Annotated in this window: 15 protein-coding genes; 6 read left to right on the forward strand and 9 right to left on the reverse strand. The window is 62.8% G+C overall.

Annotation, left to right across the window (positions count from 1 at the left end; translation table 11 throughout):
- Positions 1–301: 301 nt before the first annotated feature.
- Together XI06_RS36245 and groL are read left to right on the forward strand one after the other, a co-directional pair.
- Positions 302–598 (forward strand): co-chaperone GroES, encoded by a 297-nt coding sequence (locus XI06_RS36245; RefSeq protein WP_014491914.1) that lies wholly within the window; start codon positions 302–304, stop codon positions 596–598.
- Between the two features lie 117 nt (positions 599–715).
- Positions 716–2,347 (forward strand): chaperonin GroEL, encoded by a 1,632-nt coding sequence (gene groL / locus XI06_RS36250; RefSeq protein WP_237864548.1) that lies wholly within the window; start codon positions 716–718, stop codon positions 2,345–2,347.
- A gap of 93 nt (positions 2,348–2,440) precedes the next feature.
- Here the strand turns inward: groL and XI06_RS36255 are convergent, their stop codons facing one another.
- Complete coding sequence (locus tag XI06_RS36255) at positions 2,441–4,186, reverse strand: hypothetical protein (protein WP_271607485.1); 1,746 nt, start codon at positions 4,184–4,186, stop codon at positions 2,441–2,443.
- Between the two features lie 230 nt (positions 4,187–4,416).
- Between XI06_RS36255 and XI06_RS36260 the strand changes: the two genes are divergently transcribed.
- On the forward strand, positions 4,417–5,628 hold the full coding sequence (locus XI06_RS36260; protein ID WP_271607486.1) for a hypothetical protein: 1,212 nt from the start codon (positions 4,417–4,419) through the stop codon (positions 5,626–5,628).
- A 54-nt stretch (positions 5,629–5,682) separates the two neighbouring features.
- Here XI06_RS36260 and XI06_RS36265 read toward each other — a convergent pair whose 3' ends face one another.
- Positions 5,683–6,081 (reverse strand): META domain-containing protein, encoded by a 399-nt coding sequence (locus tag XI06_RS36265; protein WP_237871978.1) that lies wholly within the window; start codon positions 6,079–6,081, stop codon positions 5,683–5,685.
- A gap of 137 nt (positions 6,082–6,218) precedes the next feature.
- Positions 6,219–7,883 carry an L-lactate permease gene (locus tag XI06_RS36270; RefSeq protein WP_271607487.1) on the reverse strand — a complete coding sequence of 555 codons (1,665 nt, stop codon included), beginning with the start codon at positions 7,881–7,883 and terminating at the stop codon, positions 6,219–6,221.
- 313 nt (positions 7,884–8,196) lie between these two features.
- Here XI06_RS36270 and XI06_RS36275 point away from each other — a divergent pair, with 313 nt between their 5' ends.
- Positions 8,197–9,960 carry an ABC transporter ATP-binding protein/permease gene (locus XI06_RS36275; protein WP_237864552.1) on the forward strand — a complete coding sequence of 588 codons (1,764 nt, stop codon included), beginning with the start codon at positions 8,197–8,199 and terminating at the stop codon, positions 9,958–9,960.
- A gap of 338 nt (positions 9,961–10,298) precedes the next feature.
- On the opposite strand, the gene XI06_RS36280 is transcribed toward XI06_RS36275, so the two are convergent.
- The 4 genes from XI06_RS36280 to XI06_RS36295 all read right to left on the reverse strand — a co-directional run bounded on the left by XI06_RS36280 (position 10,299) and on the right by XI06_RS36295 (position 14,713).
- Entirely contained in the window at positions 10,299–11,303 is a 1,005-nt protein-coding gene (locus XI06_RS36280; protein WP_237864553.1) for a TorF family putative porin, read from the reverse strand.
- Between the two features lie 429 nt (positions 11,304–11,732).
- Positions 11,733–12,089: a histone gene (locus tag XI06_RS36285; protein WP_237864554.1), complete on the reverse strand. Its 357-nt coding sequence runs from the start codon at positions 12,087–12,089 to the stop codon at positions 11,733–11,735.
- Positions 12,090–12,158: 69 nt separating this feature from the next.
- Positions 12,159–13,481, reverse strand: coding sequence for a glycolate oxidase subunit GlcF (glcF, locus tag XI06_RS36290; RefSeq protein ID WP_237864555.1), 1,323 nt, complete (start codon positions 13,479–13,481; stop codon positions 12,159–12,161).
- Positions 13,478–14,713, reverse strand: coding sequence for an FAD-binding protein (locus tag XI06_RS36295; protein WP_237864556.1), 1,236 nt, complete (start codon positions 14,711–14,713; stop codon positions 13,478–13,480). The genes glcF and XI06_RS36295 overlap by 4 nt, the downstream gene beginning before the upstream one ends.
- Positions 14,714–14,948: 235 nt before the next feature.
- On the opposite strand from XI06_RS36295, the gene XI06_RS36300 reads away from it, so the two are divergent.
- Positions 14,949–15,284: a putative quinol monooxygenase gene (locus XI06_RS36300; RefSeq protein ID WP_237864557.1), complete on the forward strand. Its 336-nt coding sequence runs from the start codon at positions 14,949–14,951 to the stop codon at positions 15,282–15,284.
- Between the two features lie 49 nt (positions 15,285–15,333).
- Here XI06_RS36300 and XI06_RS36305 read toward each other — a convergent pair whose 3' ends face one another.
- Positions 15,334–16,827 (reverse strand): FAD-linked oxidase C-terminal domain-containing protein, encoded by a 1,494-nt coding sequence (locus XI06_RS36305; protein WP_237864558.1) that lies wholly within the window; start codon positions 16,825–16,827, stop codon positions 15,334–15,336.
- A 226-nt stretch (positions 16,828–17,053) separates the two neighbouring features.
- Between XI06_RS36305 and cycA the strand changes: the two genes are divergently transcribed.
- Positions 17,054–17,464 carry a cytochrome c-550 CycA gene (gene cycA / locus XI06_RS36310; protein WP_237864559.1) on the forward strand — a complete coding sequence of 137 codons (411 nt, stop codon included), beginning with the start codon at positions 17,054–17,056 and terminating at the stop codon, positions 17,462–17,464.
- Between the two features lie 18 nt (positions 17,465–17,482).
- Here the strand turns inward: cycA and XI06_RS36315 are convergent, their stop codons facing one another.
- Positions 17,483–18,439: an alpha/beta fold hydrolase gene (locus XI06_RS36315; RefSeq protein WP_271607488.1), complete on the reverse strand. Its 957-nt coding sequence runs from the start codon at positions 18,437–18,439 to the stop codon at positions 17,483–17,485.
- Between the last annotated feature and the right edge of the window lie 142 nt (positions 18,440–18,581).

Consider the following 18,581-nt stretch of genomic DNA (forward strand, 5'->3'; position numbering starts at 1 on the left):
AAGACCATGGCCGCATCCCTCCCGCAGCCAAGCGCAAAACCGCTGCCGGAGCAATGACGTCCTTTGATACGCCCGAGCCCCGAACAAGTTTCCAATGCCACCATCCTATATCCGCCTCACCAATCGCTTAACCACCTTTGCTTGACAGGATCGCAGCCAAGCCATATCCCCTGCGCACTATTAGCACTCGGAAAGACCGATTGCTAAGCGCGCCGTTCGCCCCTCGGGAAGAGGAAGGACGGCGGCGCCGCCACCCACTTCCGCTGCTTTCGAAAAAAGCGAGCCTCCAAAGGGAAACGTCATGGCTAAGTCCAAATTTCGTCCGCTGCATGACCGTGTCGTGGTCAAACGTATCGACGCCGAGGAAAAGACCAAGGGCGGCATCATCATCCCCGACACAGCCAAGGAAAAGCCGTCCCAGGGCGAAGTCGTCGCGGTCGGCCCCGGCGGCCGTGACGAGGCTGGCAAGCTGATCCCGATCGACCTCAAGGTCGGCGACCGCGTCCTGTTCGGCAAGTGGTCGGGCACCGAGGTCAAGATCGACAACGAAGAGCTCCTGATCATGAAGGAGTCGGACATCATGGGCGTGATGGCCTAGGGCCATCAGCCTGAACGGCCGCTGAATGCCATGCCCGGATCATCAGGTCCGGGCATCCATCGTTCCGCCGCACATCACCACGCACGACACATCACGACACAACAGGGATTGCAGACAATGGCTGCCAAGGACGTCAAGTTTTCCGGAGACGCGCGCGATCGCATGCTGCGCGGCGTCGACATTCTCGCCAACGCGGTCAAGGTGACGCTCGGTCCGAAGGGCCGCAACGTCGTCATCGAGAAGTCGTTCGGCGCCCCCCGCATCACCAAGGACGGCGTCACCGTCGCCAAGGAGATCGAGCTCGAGGACAAGTTCGAGAACATGGGTGCCCAGATGGTGCGTGAGGTCGCCTCCAAGACCAACGACCTCGCCGGCGACGGCACCACCACCGCGACCGTGCTGGCCCAGGCGATCGTGCGCGAAGGCGCCAAATCGGTTGCCGCCGGCATGAACCCGATGGACCTCAAGCGCGGCATCGACATCGCGGTCCATGCCGTCGTCAAGGACATCGAGAAGCGCGCCAAGCCGGTCGCGTCGTCTTCCGAGGTCGCCCAGGTCGGCACCATCTCGGCCAACGGCGATGCCGCCATCGGCAAGATGATCGCGCAGGCGATGCAGAAGGTCGGCAACGAAGGCGTCATCACCGTCGAGGAAAACAAGTCGCTCGACACCGAAGTCGACATCGTCGAGGGCATGAAGTTCGACCGCGGCTATCTCAGCCCGTACTTTGTCACCAACCCCGAGAAGATGACCGCCGAGCTCGAGGACGCCTACATCCTCCTGCACGAGAAGAAGCTCTCCGGCCTGCAGGCCATGCTGCCGGTGCTCGAAGCCGTCGTGCAGTCGGGCAAGCCGCTCGTCATCATCGCCGAGGACGTCGAGGGCGAGGCGCTGGCGACCCTGGTCGTCAACCGCCTGCGTGGCGGCCTCAAGGTCGCCGCCGTCAAGGCGCCGGGCTTCGGCGATCGCCGCAAGGCCATGCTGGAAGACCTCGCGATCCTCACCGGTGGCCAGCTGATCTCCGACGATCTCGGCATGAAGCTCGAGAACGTCACGGTGAAGATGCTCGGCCGCGCCGGCAAGGTCGTGATCGACAAGGAGAACACCACGATCGTCAAGGGCGCCGGCAAGAAGCCGGAGATCGAGGCCCGCGTCGGGCAGATCAAGGCCCAGATCGAGGAGACCACCTCGGACTACGACCGTGAGAAGCTGCAGGAGCGTCTGGCCAAGCTTGCCGGCGGTGTCGCGGTGATCCGCGTCGGCGGCGCGACCGAGATCGAGGTCAAGGAGAAGAAGGACCGCGTCGAGGACGCGCTCAACGCCACCCGCGCCGCGGTGCAGGAAGGCATCGTCCCCGGCGGCGGCGTGACGCTGCTGCGCGCCAAGAAGGCGGTCGGCCGTCTCACCAACGCCAACGCCGACGTGCAGGCCGGCATCAACATCGTGCTGAAGGCGCTCGAAGCTCCGATCCGCCAGATCTCGGAGAATGCCGGCGTCGAGGGGTCGATCGTGGTCGGCAAGATCCTGGAGAACAAGTCCGAGACCTTCGGCTTCGACGCCCAGACCGAGGACTATGTCGACATGATCGAGAAGGGCATCATCGATCCCGCCAAGGTGGTGCGCACCGCGCTGCAGGACGCCTCCTCCGTGGCCGGCCTGCTGGTGACCACCGAAGCCATGGTCGCCGAGGCGCCGAAGAAGGATGCCCCGCCCGCCATGCCGGCCGGCGGCGGCATGGGTGGCTTCTGAGTCGATCGAACTGAATCAGGCTGACGCGATCGGGAGCCGCCTTGGGGCGGCTCCTTGCGTTTGGGAGCTTCGCGTTGCTGCTTGGACCCAATGCTACTGCTTTGGTTCGACTTTTGGAGCCGGACCTGTGACTGCAGCTGCGGCAGGGGAAACCTGAGTGGTTGACGCATCATTGGGACGGGGCCTCGCCTTTGCCCCCGATTCCTCTCGGCTCGATATTCCTTTTGTTCGCGCCCAGGTCCAAACATCTTCACTGTAGACTGCGCCAATAAGACAGGTCGCGAAGAGGACGTACGGATTTGGATCTCCTGCGCTGCCGCCAATAACTGCGAGCCCCCCATAAGCTGCAAGGAAAACAACAACAGCCGAAGTCGTCCCCACAGCTATCACGGTAAGTAAATCGTCCAGGGACAAACGTGCCGACGCTGCATCCGGATCTGTTTGACGCGCTCGTACAGCGCGAGAGACCGTGGCGCCTAGCAGGCTAAAACCAACCAATCCAACGATGATAACCACAGGCATCTGTCCGGTACGTAGGAGCCATTTGCTCCAAGTTCCGACAGCTCCGAGATCCTCCATAAACGAGGGCCGACGCGGTATATTGCTTCGCTCATCGTCATTTGCAGAATGGCATGCCTTTTGTGCGGTATCGAACGTTTGATAAATGCCGTTCAGCTTTTGTTGAACGTCATCGGATTTTCGCGTCAAGTCATCATCGCTGCTCACGGTTTGAAGATCGGTTCTGATCGCCTCCAATGTTTGACCAGCAATGTTATTGAACGAAGAGGCGCGCGTTTGACACTCGCGCAGGCTGATCTTTAATCGCTGCATCACTGATTGATGCCAGAGAAACAGGTCGTAGTAGTGCTGCGCGGTCTGCTTGCGGCCGATGCCGACCTCAAGTCCGGAGGCAAATGCGCTCTTGGCCTGCTCGCGCAGGCCTGTTTGATCGTTCAAGGCGGACTGACGAAGTGACGTCCAACTATCTTGCAAATCTCCGCCGGCGCGCTGCAATGTCGTCTTCTGTTGCAAGAAAAGCTCTGAAACTCGACTAGCGAGTTGAGCAGCGGCTGGACTGTCGACGAGTTTCGGTTCGGCAACCTCACGGAGGGTAGGCAGCGCCTCATTGAAAATTTTGTCAAATTCGGCGACTTTAATCGTGTTTGGATCCATTGCCTTATCAAGCGCATCGACTGTTAGACTTTGAGATTGCGACTTGTCTTGAAAAAGCGGGATCGCAAGTAGGGCCGACAATCCGAGGTAAAAAGCCAAAAGGACCAATCCGGCAAACACAACGCGCTCACGTGTTTGCTTGGGAAACCATCTACCAGCAATGTCTAGCCATTGCTGGGCCTGACCAGCTTCGAGACCCTTCCGCAGCAAACTGACGATTTGTGAGCTCAATACAACAACAAGTAAGAACACAACAAAATCAGCAACGGGGAAGTCTGAAAAGTTCAACGATTTTACGAGACTGTCCGCCATCTGGGCCAAAAAGCCGTTGATGCTCGCGGTAAGGCAAGAAATTGAATCGCCGGCGCAAGCGGCGCTAGAACTCATACTGAGGTTGGCAAGACGGTGGATTTGATCCGCGAGAAAAGTGAAAAACGATCCAACCGTCGTCCACGCAAAGATTGCAACACCGGGTACGACGATGAGCGCGAAAGTAATAGAGATCAACTTGTCTATGTCGGGTCCCTGAAGTGAGATTGCCCTGGTCGGAATGCGCGCCCAAACAAATCGAAGAAACCTGTACAAGTTGACGGCAAGCACCAAAAAAAGAACAAACGATGCGACCACAAAAACGAGGTTTGCAGTGTCCTGCTGGCGAAATGGCATGAAATAAGCCTCCCCAACATCTAATGCGATAAAAGATGAACTGTACTACTTTTGGATGAAATAAATCAAGCGTGACAGGTAACATTGCGGACTACGACCGAGGCGTCGCGGCGCAGTCGGGCGGATCAGGGGTGCCTTCTTTTTGCCGACCATGAGCCGTGCTTTCCGATTCAACCGGCGGCCAAAACCCACTACGGTGGCGCGCCGATTCTGATTTGAGGATTTCGTCAATGCGCGCGCTTCTGGTTTGCCCGACGGCTCTTGTGATGGCCCTGCTCGTCATGTCTCCGGGGCTCGTATCCGCCCAGATGAAGCTGTCGCCTAAGGCCGCGGCGCCCGGCGGCACCGAGACGCGCTATTTCACCTCGATCGACGGGCTGATGGACGGCAACGCCGACGTCATCCTGAAGGAGACGCGGCAGGGCAAGACGGTCACCGCCGCCGTGCTCGACGTTTGCTATCCCGTGGCGAAGAATTCCGATCGCAAGGATCGCTTCGTCGTCAATCTCCAGGTCTCCGGCCAGACCTTGACCGGCACGACCACGAGCCTCGGCGCGAAGGCGCCTGTCACGGTCAAGCTTACGCGCAAGCCCACCGGCGACACCTTTGAATTCCGCGGCCAGATCGGCATCGGCCAGGCCGTGACCGAAGTGACCTCGCCTGATAATGCCGATCTCAGCGAGAAGGAGTTTCTGGACAACCAGACCACCGACGACGGCATCACGCCCCAGCCGAAGGATTTCACTGAAGTCTCGCCGGAGGCGATCGCGGTCAAGGTCAAGCTCGATGCCGCGACCGACTTCCTGAAAGGCCTCAAGGGCCAGGACGTCGAGGTGACGCTGGCAAGCCTGACCGTCGGCTGTGACGCGCTGCGCGCCGGCGAGCAGACCATCAACATGTCGGTCGATCCGGAGCGCGCGGCCGCGCTGCTCGCAAAATTCAAGGCGATGCCAGGCGTCACGGCCGCAGGCTGGACCGCCGGACTGGTGGAAATGGATCGCACCATCCGCGTTGGCGCTGCCGACTGGCGCGACGGCGACAAGATCAACCGCGACAAGCTCGCAGGCGCGATCGCCGGCGTGCTCACCAGGACGCTCGCGGCCAAGCCGGTCTCGCAGAGCTTCAACGCCGCCACCGGCAAGCTCAAGCTGGTGTTCAAGCGGCCGAACCAGGATTTCCCGGCGCTCGAGCTCACCGACACGATCGAGGTCGCGGGCCTCGTTTCCGCCGACAAGCCGGGGACATCAGACAAGCTGATCCTCTGGATCGGCAGCCCCTCGACCACGACCGCCGACGAAAGCACCGGCGCCAAGCTCAATGTCTCTGACGAGGCGACGGCCGATGAGGAAGGCGACCAGCCCGACGACAACGGCTCGATCGAAGCGCTCGCCAAGGAGCTGAAAGGCCAGCGCTGGGACGCCGACAAGTCGGTGTGGAAGTAGGCGAAACGACAAACTCGCTGTCATCGCCCGCTTCGCGGGACATGACGGAAAGGGCTAATTTCCGTTCTGGCGGAAGCGCAGCGTCTTGGGGCCGATCAGCGTGAGCACCTCACCCTGGCGCTTCCAGGTCTCGACGGCGGCAAGCGCGGCGACGAGTTCGTCGTCGGCTTGCGCCCTGGCCGGCGGACAGGAACGATCCTGAATCTGGCCGGGGACGAAGATCACGGTATTGCCGGCCACCGAGAACTGGCCCTTTCCGCCCTTGCACCATAGCTCGAGCACGACCTCGCCATTGTCGCCGATCTCGAGGTTCGGAATCCGCTTCGAGCCGGGCTGAGGGACGGCCTCCAGCGTCATCTCGGTGCCGAAGGGAAAGCCCTCTTGCGCACGCGCAACGGCGGACATCGCAAGCACTGCAGCGACCGTGCACACCATCCGCTTCAACAACACCATGAGACCTCTCAACCGACCCGATTTGCCGGGGGTCTTCTATAAGACGGCAAGGCCTTTGAGAAGGTTCGTCGGTTCAAGATACAAAAATCCCCGCGGGACAAGCCCGCGGGGATTTGTGTCGGGGCCGGAGGCGCCTGTTACTTCAGGACGAGGGCCGTGAACGGATAGACATAGGCTTGCAACGTCACGAACACACCGACGAGGCAGGCCAGCACGATCGAATGCCAGAACACGAAGCGCAGGATGGTGCCTTCGTGGCCGTACCAGTTGGTCGCGGTGGAGGCGACGACGATCGATTGCGCGTCGATCATCTTGCCCATCACGCCGCCGGATGAGTTCGCCGCCGCCATCAGGATCGGCGAGAGGCCGAGCTGCTGCGACGTGATCTTCTGGAGGTTGCCGAACAGGATGTTCGACGACGTATCCGATCCCGTCAGCGCCACGCCCAACCAGCCGAGCAGCGTGCCGAAGAAGGGATAGAGCACGCCGGTTGCGGCAAAGGCGAGACCCAGCGTCGCGTCGACGCCGGAGAGCCGCGTCAACGTACCGATCGCGAGCATCGCCGAGATCGTGATCAGCGAGATCGCGCAGAGCCGGATGGTGCGGCCGTATTCGACCAAGAGCCGGCCCGGACCGACACCCATCAGGAAGCCGGAGATGATCGCCGCGATCAACATGCCGGTGCCCGTGAAGGACAGGTAGGTGAAGCCGAACACCGCCGCTTCCTTGGTCGGCGCCGGCGCGACCGGCGGCATCTTGTTGATCATCTGGTGCAGTTCGGGAACGGGATAGTTCCAGACGAAGATGTTGTTCGCCCAGGTCTTGAAGGCGCCATTGCCCCAGACCAGCATCACGACGCAGACGATGATCCACGGCAGAAGCGCGCTGAACAGCTCGCTTTGCGTCAGCGGCGTCTTGTCGATCGGTTTTGCCGTCGCCATCGTTGCCGCCGATTCATCGTGCCCGCGCAGCGCCGGCGACAGCCAGAGTTGCTTCGGCTGCCAGACCTTCAGGAACAGGATCAGCGCGCCCATCGAGATCAGCGACGCACCGATGTCGACGATCCAGGGATTGACGAAGTTCGAGATCACGAATTGCGGGACCGCGAACGACACGCCGGTGACGAGGATCGCCGGCCAGACATCCTTCATGCCTCTCCAGCCCGCGAACGCCCACACCACCCAGAACGGCACGATCAGCGAGAACAGCGGCAATTGCCGTCCAACCATCGCGCCGAGAATGTAGGGATCAAGCCCGGTGACCGAGGCGAGGCCCTGGATCGGCGTGCCCAGCGCGCCGAAGGCGACCGGCGCGGTGTTGGCGATCAGCGAGAGGCCGGAGGCCGCAAGCGGCGAGAAGCCGAGACCGATCAGCACGGCACCTGTGATGGCCACCGGCGTACCGAAGCCCGAGGCGCCCTCGAAGAACGCACCGAACGAAAATGCGATCAGCAGCAATTGCAATCGCCGGTCCTCGGTGACGCCGCCGACCGCGCGCTTGAGCAGCTCGAAGCGACCGGTGGTCACCGTCACCTGGTAGAGGAAGATGACGTTGAGAACGATCCAGCCGATCGGGAAGAAGCCGGTCACGATGCCGAGGATCGAGGCGCGGACCGACATGTTCACCGGCATCGTGAACACGAAGATCGTGATCAGGTTGGTCACGATCACGGCGACGATGGCCGCAATGTGAGCCTGAACGCGCCCGCTCGCGATCAGCACCAGCAGCGTGACGACAGGTATCGCCGCCGCGATCGTCGACAGCACGGGGCTGTGCAACGGATCATAGATTTGATTCCACATGGTCTTCCTCCCCCACGCATGTGTGCGGCAGGTGGCCCGCGTGGACGGCCAGACCTGCTTGACGTTGCAAGCGATAACCCCCGAGTTGGACGCGAATTCCTCGCGAAAGCAGCGGTTCCCCCCTGCTCACAAGCTCGCGAAAATCTGGAGGTCCCCACCCCACGCCGTTATGCCCATGCTAGGGTTGCAAGCTGCGGCTAGCCAACGCAAATTGCAGAACTTGCGACTTTAGTCTAAGTGCGCCGCTTTCTGCCATGGCCTCAGCCGCCTGGCGTCAGGGCCGCTGTGAATATCCCTCAGGAGATATCCCTCTGTGAACAACATCCGCGCCACGCTCGCGATCGTCTGGCGAATCGCCATCCCCTATTTCCGATCGGAGGACAGATGGGCCGGTCGCGGCCTGCTCGCCGCGGTGATCGCGATGGAGTTGGCGCTGGTCGCGATCAATGTCCTCGTCAGCCAGTGGCAGAACCGGTTTTTCACGGCCATCCAGGAATACGATCTGGCCCGGTTCGTCACGGAGATCTGGATATTCCTCGGCCTCGCGTCCGTCTTCATCGCGCTCGCCGTCTACAAACTCTATCTGAACCAGTGGCTGCAGATCCGCTGGCGGCAATGGCTGACCAGGCACTACCTCGGCGAATGGCTCGACGAGGCCACGCACTATCGCATGCAGCTCACGGGTGACGCCGCCGACAACCCGGATCAGCGCATCACCGAGGACGTCAAGAATTTCGTCGAGCAAACGCTGGTGATCGGGTTGGGCCTGCTGTCGTCCATCGTGACGCTGGCCTCGTTCGTCGTGATCCTGTGGGGTCTGTCCAACAAGGCACCACTGCACCTTTACGGCACCGATATCGTCATCCCCGGTTTTCTGTTTTGGTGTGCGCTGCTTTACGCGGTGCTGGGTACGGCGCTGACGCACTGGATCGGCGCGCCGCTCATCAACCTCAATTTCGAGCAGCAGCGCTTTGAGGCCGATTTCCGCTTCAATCTGGTTCGCGTCCGCGAAAACTCCGAGCAGATCGCGCTGCTGAAGGGCGAAGGCGCCGAGCGCAGCCGCCTGCTGGACCGCTTCGGCTTCGTGATCGGCAATTGGTATGCGATCATGGGGCGCACCAAGCGCCTGACCGCTTTCACAGCGAGCTACAGTCAGGCAGCGGTGATCTTTCCCTATGTGGTGGTGGCGCCAGCTTACTTCGCCAAGAGCATCCAGCTCGGCGACATGATGCAGACCGGCTCGGCTTTCGGCAGCGTGCAGGATGCTCTGTCCTTCTTCGTCACGGCCTATCGTTCGATCGCCGAATGGCGTGCGATCGTCGCGCGTCTCGACGGCTTCGAGATGTCGGTCGACAGCGCGGTAAACCTGCCGGCGCATCAGGCGACGATCGAGCTCAAGGCGGCCGGCGGCAGCCGCAATATCGGGCTTGAGAAGCTTTGCGTGTATCTGCCCAACGGCAAGCCGCTGGTGGCAGCCGACGGCTTTGCCATCCAGACGTCGGAGCGCGTGCTCGTGACCGGGCCGTCGGGCTCCGGCAAGTCGACGCTGTTCCGGGCAATTGCCGGCATCTGGCCGTTCGGTACCGGCACCATCGTCGTCCCCGCCCAGGCGAAGCTGATGATGCTGCCGCAACGTCCCTATTTCCCGGTCGGCGCGCTGGGTGATGCCGTGATCTATCCAGCAGCGCCCGGCGCATTCCAGGCAAGCCAGATCCGGGACGCGGTGATATCGGTCGGCCTGCCCGACCTCGCCGATCGGCTCGGCGAAGACGGGCACTGGAACCGGATGCTGTCGCTCGGCGAGCAGCAGCGCCTGGGGCTGGCCCGCGCGCTGCTGCATGCGCCGGACTATCTGTTCCTGGACGAGGCCACCGCCTCGCTCGACGAACCATCGGAGGCCCGCCTCTACCGGCTGCTGGCCGAGAAGCTGCCGCAGGCCACCATCGTCTCGATCGGCCATCGCTCGACGCTCGATGCCTTCCACACCCGCAAGGTGGCGATGATGAAGGACGGAGCGATCCATGTGCTGGGCAAGGACAGTACCCCAGTCGAACCGGAGCCGAGCGCAGCGCGCTGAGGGGTAGCCCGGAGGGAGCCAACGGGTCGGCGCGAAGCGCCGCCCGATGACAGGCTCCCCGCAATCCGGGGAATATCTCACTGCGCCGATAGACCCGGATTTCGCTGCACTCCATCCGGGCTACGCGCGCTGAGGGCGAGGTCCCAGCTCAGACCTCGTCATTGCGAGCGCAGCGAAGCAATCCAGACTGTCTCGGCGGAAAGACTCTGGATTGCTTCGCTGCGCTCGCAATGAACGGAGTGTGACGCTCCGGCTCCGTTCTCCCGCTCGCACAGTCCCCCAAAACAAAAGGGCGGCAGATCGCTCTGCCGCCCTTGTTAGTCGTCTCGGGACAAAACTTACTTCAGATTGGTCATCGCCGTCAGGTCGAAGGACAGCTTGGCAATACCCGCCGCGCCGCACCAGTTGGAGCCGGCGCCGCCCGGGTTGATCGGGGTGACGTTGGTGGTGCCGGTGGCGTTGAAGGCGCTGGTGAAGGCGTTGCAATCACCCTTGTTCAGATCGGTGTCGGAGTAACGCAGATCGAGCGTGAACACCTTGTAGGTGAAGCCGACGCCGATATTCCAGGTGTTGTAATCCTTGTAGGGAATGCCGTTGGCGAACACGGTGCCAGCACCGGTGCCGTAGAAGGCATCCGAGGTGCCGAACCACTGCCGGCCGAATTCACCCGACACGTACATGCCAACGCCGGAAGCACCGAACATCGTGCTGGGCGCCGTGTACTTGGCGGTCAACGACGCGTAGTTGCCCCAGGCTCCGGAGTTCAGGAAGTTCGGCGAGTAGAACTCGGTCGCGCCAACCGTGAAGCTGTCGTTGATGGTGTAGTTCACCTTGCCGTAGACTTCGAAGAAGCTGACGTCCTTCTTCATGACGTTGCCGTCGGCGAGGAAGATGGTCGTGGTGCTGACGGGGCAGACGCCGCCGCCGGGGACGCCGCCGGTGAGCACGTTGTCGGCGCAGCTTCCGCCCGGATACAGATAGCCCCACACGCCGATATCGAAGGCCCAGGCGCCGAAGGTCGGGCGGATACCGCCGTAGATGTCGACTTCAGCCGCGGCGCGGTTGGCGAAGGAGATGCTCTCCGCGGACACGCCGGCGTACAATTGGAGGTCCTTGGTGACGTTGTAGCGCGGCTCGAAATAGGCCGCGACCGACGGTTTGTGGTTCGACTGGGTCACGCCGCGGAAGATGTAGTCGTTCATGATCGCGCCGCCGAAGGCGACATCCCAGGGATCGAACGCGGGCACGGGAGGAGCCTTCACAGCCTTCAAGGGCATGTCCGCCGCGAAAGCCGAACCCGTCACCATTGCCAGCGCCGTTGCCAACAAAGCCACTTTCTTCATTTCGATCCCCATCACCAAGTTCTGACCCCGGCCGAGCTCCGGAAGCCCCCCAGAGCACCCGACCTGTTTGCAAATTTCGTAACTGAGGCAATTTGGATGGACAGACGCAAAGCGAGAAGCAAAAAACACGAGCATTTGCCGACTTTTTGGGCGTTCTGACGATTCCGCGAAAGGTTGTCAGCCGGTGTTGCTTCTCGATCACATTATTTTCACGCCGAAGTGCACAGAGGCGGCCGGGATACTACGGAGGCCCGTTGCTCCGTGGCCCGCGCGCTACGAATCAGCTGACTCAAAAACGGGCAGCCTCCGGTAATCCCTGACGTAGATGCAAAAAGGCCGCAGCATCGCCGCTGCGGCCTTCCTGTTGTCGATCGGTCGCCCGAGGGGGAAGCCTGGTCCGGTGAACCTGGCCTTGGCCGAACTCTGGGCCTAACCCTGCCCTTCGGCCGGCGTCGGTTCCGCAGAAGACGAAGGCATCGCCCAGCTGGTCTCGGCGGCGGGCTCGGGAGCTGGTGCGGCTACTGGGGCCGCCGGCTTCGGAGCGGGAGCTGCCTTCGCCTTCTTCGGTGCCGCCTTCTTCGCAGTCTTCTTGGCGGCCTTTTTCGGCGCCGCCTTCTTGGCAGCGGCCTTCTTCGCTGTCTTCTTCGGTGCGGCTTTCTTGGCCGATTTCTTCGCTGCCTTCTTGGCAGACTTCTTGGCCGCCTTCTTCTTCGTCGCCTTCTTCGCCGCTACAACCTTCTTGGCCTTTTTAGCCTTCTTGCTTTTCTTCTTGCTCGCTTTCGCCATCGTGGTCCTCCTGTTGCCGCCGAACAATGGTCGATCGGGCGCCTTCAGCTGTCACCTCGGGACGAGGGCTCAGCTCGACGCATTCAATGCCGGCCGCGACCCGCCCGTAGCCCAATCGAGAAGCTCAATCGTGTGTACGACCGGAACTGACGTGCCACTGGCAATCTGCACCATGCAGCCGATATTGCCTGCGGCAATCATGTCCGGCTTGACGCTGGCGATGTTGGCGACCTTGCGATCACGCAACCTGCCCGCAAGCTCGGGCTGGAGAATGTTGTAGGTCCCCGCCGAACCGCAACACAAATGGCTCTCCGGCACATCTTTCACCACGAATCCATTCTTGGAAAGCAATTCTTTCGGAAGGCCTGTGATTTTCTGTCCGTGCTGCAACGAACACGCGGAGTGATAGGCGACGACGATGTTGTCCTGTTGCGTGCTCGGTGCGAGGCCGAGACCGGCGACATATTCGGTGATGTCCTTGGCAAGCGCTGACACCTTTGCCGCATCGGCTGCGAACACGGCGTCCTCGCGCAGCAGATAACCGTAGTCCTTGATCACGGTGCCGCAGCCGGACGTCGTCACCAGGATGGCGTCGAGCCCCTCGCCGGCGGCCTCCTTGTGCCACGCTGCGACATTGGCGCGAGCGCGCGCCAGCGCATCCTCGTCATCACCGAGGTGATGGGTCAGCGCGCCGCAGCATTGCTCGTCCTTGACCAGGACGACCTCGATGCCGTGGCGGGTGAGCAGGCTGATGGCGGCCTGGTTGATGCGCGGCGCCAGCACCTGCTGGGCGCAGCCCTGCAGCAGCGCGACCCGGCCACGCTTCTTGCCGAGCGCCGCGAACACGCTGCCCGGAAGCGCGCCCGGCGCCGGCAGCCGGCCGGGAGCCAGAGCCAGCATCGCCTTGAGGCGCTGGATCAGGCCTGGCGTGGCCGAGGGCCGCGGTGTCGGCAGGAAGACCGCGAGGGGTCGGGCCAGCTGAGCCAGCCGCATGCTGATGCGAAACCATTGCGGGTCCGGCAGGACGAAGGCGAGTACCCGGCGCAGCAGCCGCTCGGCGAGCGGGCGCTGATAGCGCTGCTCGATCCTGACACGGGCCTGATCGACGAGGTGCATGTAGTTCACGCCGGAGGGGCAGGTGGTCATGCAAGCCAGGCACGACAGACAGCGATCGACATGCTTGACCACCTCCGATGTCGGCGCCTGGTCCTTCTCCAGCATTTCCTTGATCAGATAGATGCGACCGCGCGGGCTATCGAGCTCGTCGCCGAGCAGGACATAAGTCGGGCAAGTCGCCGTGCAGAAGCCGCAATGGACGCAGGCGCGCAGGATCTTGTCGGCCTCCGCGATGTCGGGGTTAGCAAGCTGCGCGAGTGAGAATTCGGTCTTCATGCCGTAGCCCGCCTCAGGCGTCCCCGGTTCAGGATCGACTTCGGATCGAAGCTGGCGCGGACCCGTTCGCTCAGGGCGGCAACGCCCGGCGCTTGCGGGTGGAATATGTCGACGCCGCGCCTGACGTCCTCGGCTGCGCGGATCAGCATGGCGTGCCCTCCGACTGCATCGGCACGCTGGCGTACGGAAGGGGCATGCGCATCGGCCTTCGGCGGCAGCGCCGCCCAGATCAGTCCGCCGCCCCAGTCATAGATCACATCGCCACCGGTCTCGCGCGCCAATTGCGTGCCGAGTGCCGCCCCCGAGGCCGGCGGGCAGACGATCCGCCACACCGGACAAGCACCGAGCGCGCTGCCGGCCGCAAACGGCAACACATCACGGATGGTGGCCCATAGCACTGACGACACGGCATCCTCAATCAGGGTCGCGGCGCCGAACGGCGCCAGCAGCTCGCGCAAGGAACCGGCGCGATGGCTGGCCGAGGCCGTGATGCCCTCGAGCCGCAGCGCGGTCACCGCCTCGCCCTGGCCGGCGATATCGCCGAGCCCGTCAGTCCTGGTTCGGAGCACCGATTTCGGCAGATGCGCGGCGCCGGAGACGTCGTAGGGGGAGCCGAGGGCCGCCGTCATCGCCTTGTTGGCGGTGGCATCGTCGAGGCCGCGCAGCAGCAGCGTCCGCTCCGCTTCCGGCTTCGGCATCACCTTCAGCGTCACTTCGGTCATCACCGACAGCGTGCCCCAGGAGCCCGCCAGCAGCTTGCAGAGATCATAGCCGGTGACGTTCTTCACCACCTTGCCGCCGGTTTTAAAACTGTCGCCGAAGCCGGAGACGGCATGCGCCCCGAGGAGATGATCGCGCGCCCCGCCTGCCTTGATCCGGCGTGGGCCGGCGAGACCGGCCGCGATCATGCCGCCGATGGTTCCCGAGGCAGGCGTGCCGAGCAGCGGCGCGGTGTTGATGGGCTCGAAAGCGAATTGCTGGTTCTTGGCGTCGATCAGCGACAGCACGTCGGCAACAGGCGCGCCGGCCTGGAGCGTGACGATCAATTCGTTCGGCTCGTAGGAGGTGACGGCGTTCAAAGCGGAGATATCGAGCACGGCATTGGTCGCCATCGCGTGGCCGATGCTGCGCTTGCTGCCATGACCGATGATCTCGAGCGGCTGCTCGTTGGCAATCGCCGCGCGCACCACCTCTTCGACGTCTTTGGCGTCTCTGACCTTGAGCGTATCCACGGGAGAAGGCGGTAGCGAAATTCGTCGCCAAAATCAAATGCGGCGTGACGCAAGCGCCCCTCGCCGGCGCGTTCGCGACCCGTCGCAGGGCCACATCGACGCTTCGATCGTGGCCGAAGCGTTCACGACATCGATACTTCGATCACCGGCGAACCAAAGCCAGCAGGCCGTCGCTACAAATCTGCGTCGATCGCGATCGAGGCCAACCGGTGAAGACAGACAAGGAGGAAGGACCATGAACCACTATGCAACGCAAAAATCCCTCAGCGAGGCCGTCGACGGCGGCGGCCTGCTCGTCGTCGCACAATGGGAGGCAAAGCCCGGCGAGGCCGACAAGGTCGCTGGGATCCTCGACCGTTTCCTGCCGGACGCGCAGCGCGAGGACGGCGTCAAGCTGTTCCTGATCTCGCGGGCGAAGGACAATCCGGCCCAGTTCCTGTTCTACGAACTGTTCCGCGACGAGGCCGCCTTCAAAGCACACCAGGAGAGCGCGCACTTCAAGACCTGGATCGCCGACCAGGCGTTGCCGCTACTCGCGAAGCGCGAGCGGGCGCAGTACGGGATGCTGTGAGGCTCGCGGAGAAGGGCCCGCACCCGCGGGCCCTTCCTTTCGCGAGCGTCTAGAACCTTGGAATATCCGGGAACGCCAGCTTGCCTGCGTGGACATGCATGCGGCCGAGCTCGGCACAGCGGTGCAGGGTCGGAAACACCTTTCCGGGGTTGAGCAGGCCCTGCGCGTCGAAGGCGCATTTCAACCGTTGCTGCTGGTTGAGGTCGATCTCGGTGAACATGTCGGGCATGAGATCGCGCTTCTCGATGCCGACGCCGTGCTCGCCGGTGAGCACGCCGCCGAACTCGACACAGGCGCGCAGGATGTCGGCGCCGAAGGCTTCGGCGCGCTCGATCTCGCCCGGCTTGTTGGCATCGTAGAGGATCAGCGGATGCAGATTGCCGTCGCCGGCGTGGAACACGTTGGCGCAGCCGAGCTGGTACTTTTCGCCGAGCTCGCGGATGCGCGCCAGCGCCTTCGGCAGCGCGCCGCGCGGAATGGTGCCGTCCATGCAGAGATAGTCGGGCGAGATGCGGCCCACCGCGGGGAACGCGGCCTTGCGGCCCGCCCAGAACAGATTGCGCTCGGCCTCCGAATTGGAGATCTGCAGCGTCACCGAGCCGCAGCCTCTGGCGATGGTCTCGACGCGCGTGATCAGCTCATCGACCTCGATCTTGGGACCGTCGAGCTCGATGATCAGCAGCGCTTCCACATCCAGCGGATAGCCGGCATGGACGAAGGCCTCCGCGGCGTGGATCGCCGGCTTGTCCATCATCTCCATGCCGCCCGGGATGATGCCGGCGCCGATGATGCGCGCCACGCATTCACCGGCCGCCTCGACTTGCGCGAATCCGACCATCAGTGCGCGCGCCGTCTCCGGCTTTTGCAGGATGCGCACGGTGACCTCGGTGATGACGCCGAGCAGGCCTTCCGAGCCGGTGATGACGCCCATGAGGTCGTAACCCGGATTCTCCGCCGATTTGCCGCCGATGCGCAGGATCTCGCCGCTCATCAGGACAATCTCGCAGCCGAGCACGTTGTTGGTGGTCATGCCGTATTTCAAGCAATGCACGCCGCCGGAATTTTCCGCGACATTGCCACCGATCGAGCAGGCGATCTGCGAGGACGGATCTGGCGCGTAATAGAAGCCGGCATGCGCGACCGCCTGGCTGATCGCGAGATTGGTGACGCCGGGCTCGGTGACGACGACGCGGTTGTCGAAATCGATCTCGCGGATACGCTTGAATTTGCCGAGGCCCAGCAGCACGCCGTCCTCGAGCGGCAGCGCGCCGCCTGACAGCGACGTGCCCGAACCGCGCGGCACCACCTTGATGCCCTGGGCGGCACAATATTTCAGGACGAGCGAGACCTGCTCGGTCGTATCGGGCAGCACCACGACCATCGGCGGCTGCCGATAGGCGGTCAGCCCGTCGGATTCATAGGCCCGCATCTCGGCGGCGCTGTCGATCACGCCCTCGCCGGGCACGATTGCGCGCAAGGCGGCGACGATCTCGCTGCGGCGCGCCAGCACCGCCTGATCGCTCGCGGGCATCATGATGGCCATGTTACAAAACCTTCGTCGGGCATTGGAATTTGTTCCGGCAAATCAATCATGTCTGCCCACGTTTGGGTAGGGTCCTCCGAAGGTCGCATTGCTTTGTTGCAGCGCAAGTTCTCTCTGAGGCAAGTCTGCTATCAGGAAACCTGTCAGGGTTTGGCAGCTTGTCCCCGTGCACCGGACCTGCCAAAACCACGATCCACCCTCTGACCCCGGGAAGAGACGAAGAGCTATGAAAAAATTGACTTTCGGCGCGTTGGTTGCCCTCGCCATGACTGCCGCAGCCTCCACCGCGATGTCGTCAAAAGCGATGGCGCAGGACGCCGCAGCCGGCAAGACATCGTTCAATAAGTGCCTGGCCTGCCACGCGATCGGCGAAGGCGCCAAGAACAAGGTCGGCCCCGAGCTGAACGGCCTCGACGGCCGTCATTCCGGCACCGCGCCAGACTACAATTATTCAGATGCGAACAAGAATTCCGGCATCACCTGGAATGAGGCGCAGTTCAAGGAATACATCAAGGACCCGAAGGCCAAGATCCCCGGCACCAAGATGGCGTTCGCCGGCATCAAGAACGAGACCGAGATCAACAATCTCTGGACCTACGTCTCGCAGTTCGACAAGGACGGCAAGATCAAGCAGTAAGCCGGTTGATGGCGGCCGCTAATCTGCGGCCGCCTGCGCCGGGGCGATCTGACCGATCATCGTCTCGATCTCCGTCTTCACCAGATCCGGCACCGCATTCTGCACCATGTGGCCGAGGTCGGGCAGAACGATCAGCTTTGCATCCGGCACCGTCGCGGCGAACGGGCGCGCGTGGATGTCGGTCCGCACCGTCTTGTCGGGCGCGCCGGCGATGATCGTCACAGGCACCTTGATCTCGCCGTAGCGCGGCGCCTGCGCGGCCACCGCTTCCTTGAGCGTCACGAGATCGTAGGCATTGGCGATGAATTCGCGCGGCCGCAGCAAGAGCGGCGTCGCGGACTCCTTCACGAATCCATCCGGCATCGTCTGGGGCAGGAAGACGTTGCGTGCGCCCGATTCGGTGACGAAAAAGCCCAGCGGCAGCGTGATGGTGAATGCGAGCAGCGGGCCGATGACAGGCGTTGCGATGATCTCGTTGTAGCGACCGACGCCGCCGCGCCAGGGATGGGTCACCGGTGCCAGCATGACGAGGCCAGCAACGCGGCTTGGGTGATCGAGCGCCAGGCGCGCGCCCAGCGCACCGCTCCAGGAATGCGCGACGAAAATCGCGCGATCGATCCCGAGCTTGCCGAGCGCCTCATCGATCATCCGCGCCTGAATCTGAGGCGTCGAATCCTGCCGTCGCGCGCGCGTGCTCCAGCCATGGCCGGGGCGGTCGATCAGGATGACGCGATGATTCCCGGCGAGCATGTCGCCGAGCGGACGCCGCATGACTTCGAGATTGGAGCTCGCGCCATGCAGCATGACGATCGGCAAGCCCGCGTCGGGCGGGCCGATGTCGACGACGTGCAGCGTTGCGCCCTCGACCTCGATCATGCGGCCCTGCGGCGGAAAGGAACGCTGCACGAGGACGATTCCGGCCTGCGTGACCAGCGCAAGCAGGGCCAGCGCGGTCACGACTGATAAAACGATCATGGAGACAGTCCGGACGATCCAGGGCACATGGCAGTTACGAATGACGCAGACGGCAGTTTCGCGCGGGGAGGCCCAGCGCTTCCACCGGAAATGCCGCCCTGTGGATATGTGCAGAATTGCCGAACTAAAAAATTCAATGGAA

The organism is Bradyrhizobium sp. CCBAU 11434 (assembly GCF_028128895.1).
GTDB lineage: Bacteria > Pseudomonadota > Alphaproteobacteria > Rhizobiales > Xanthobacteraceae > Bradyrhizobium > Bradyrhizobium zhengyangense.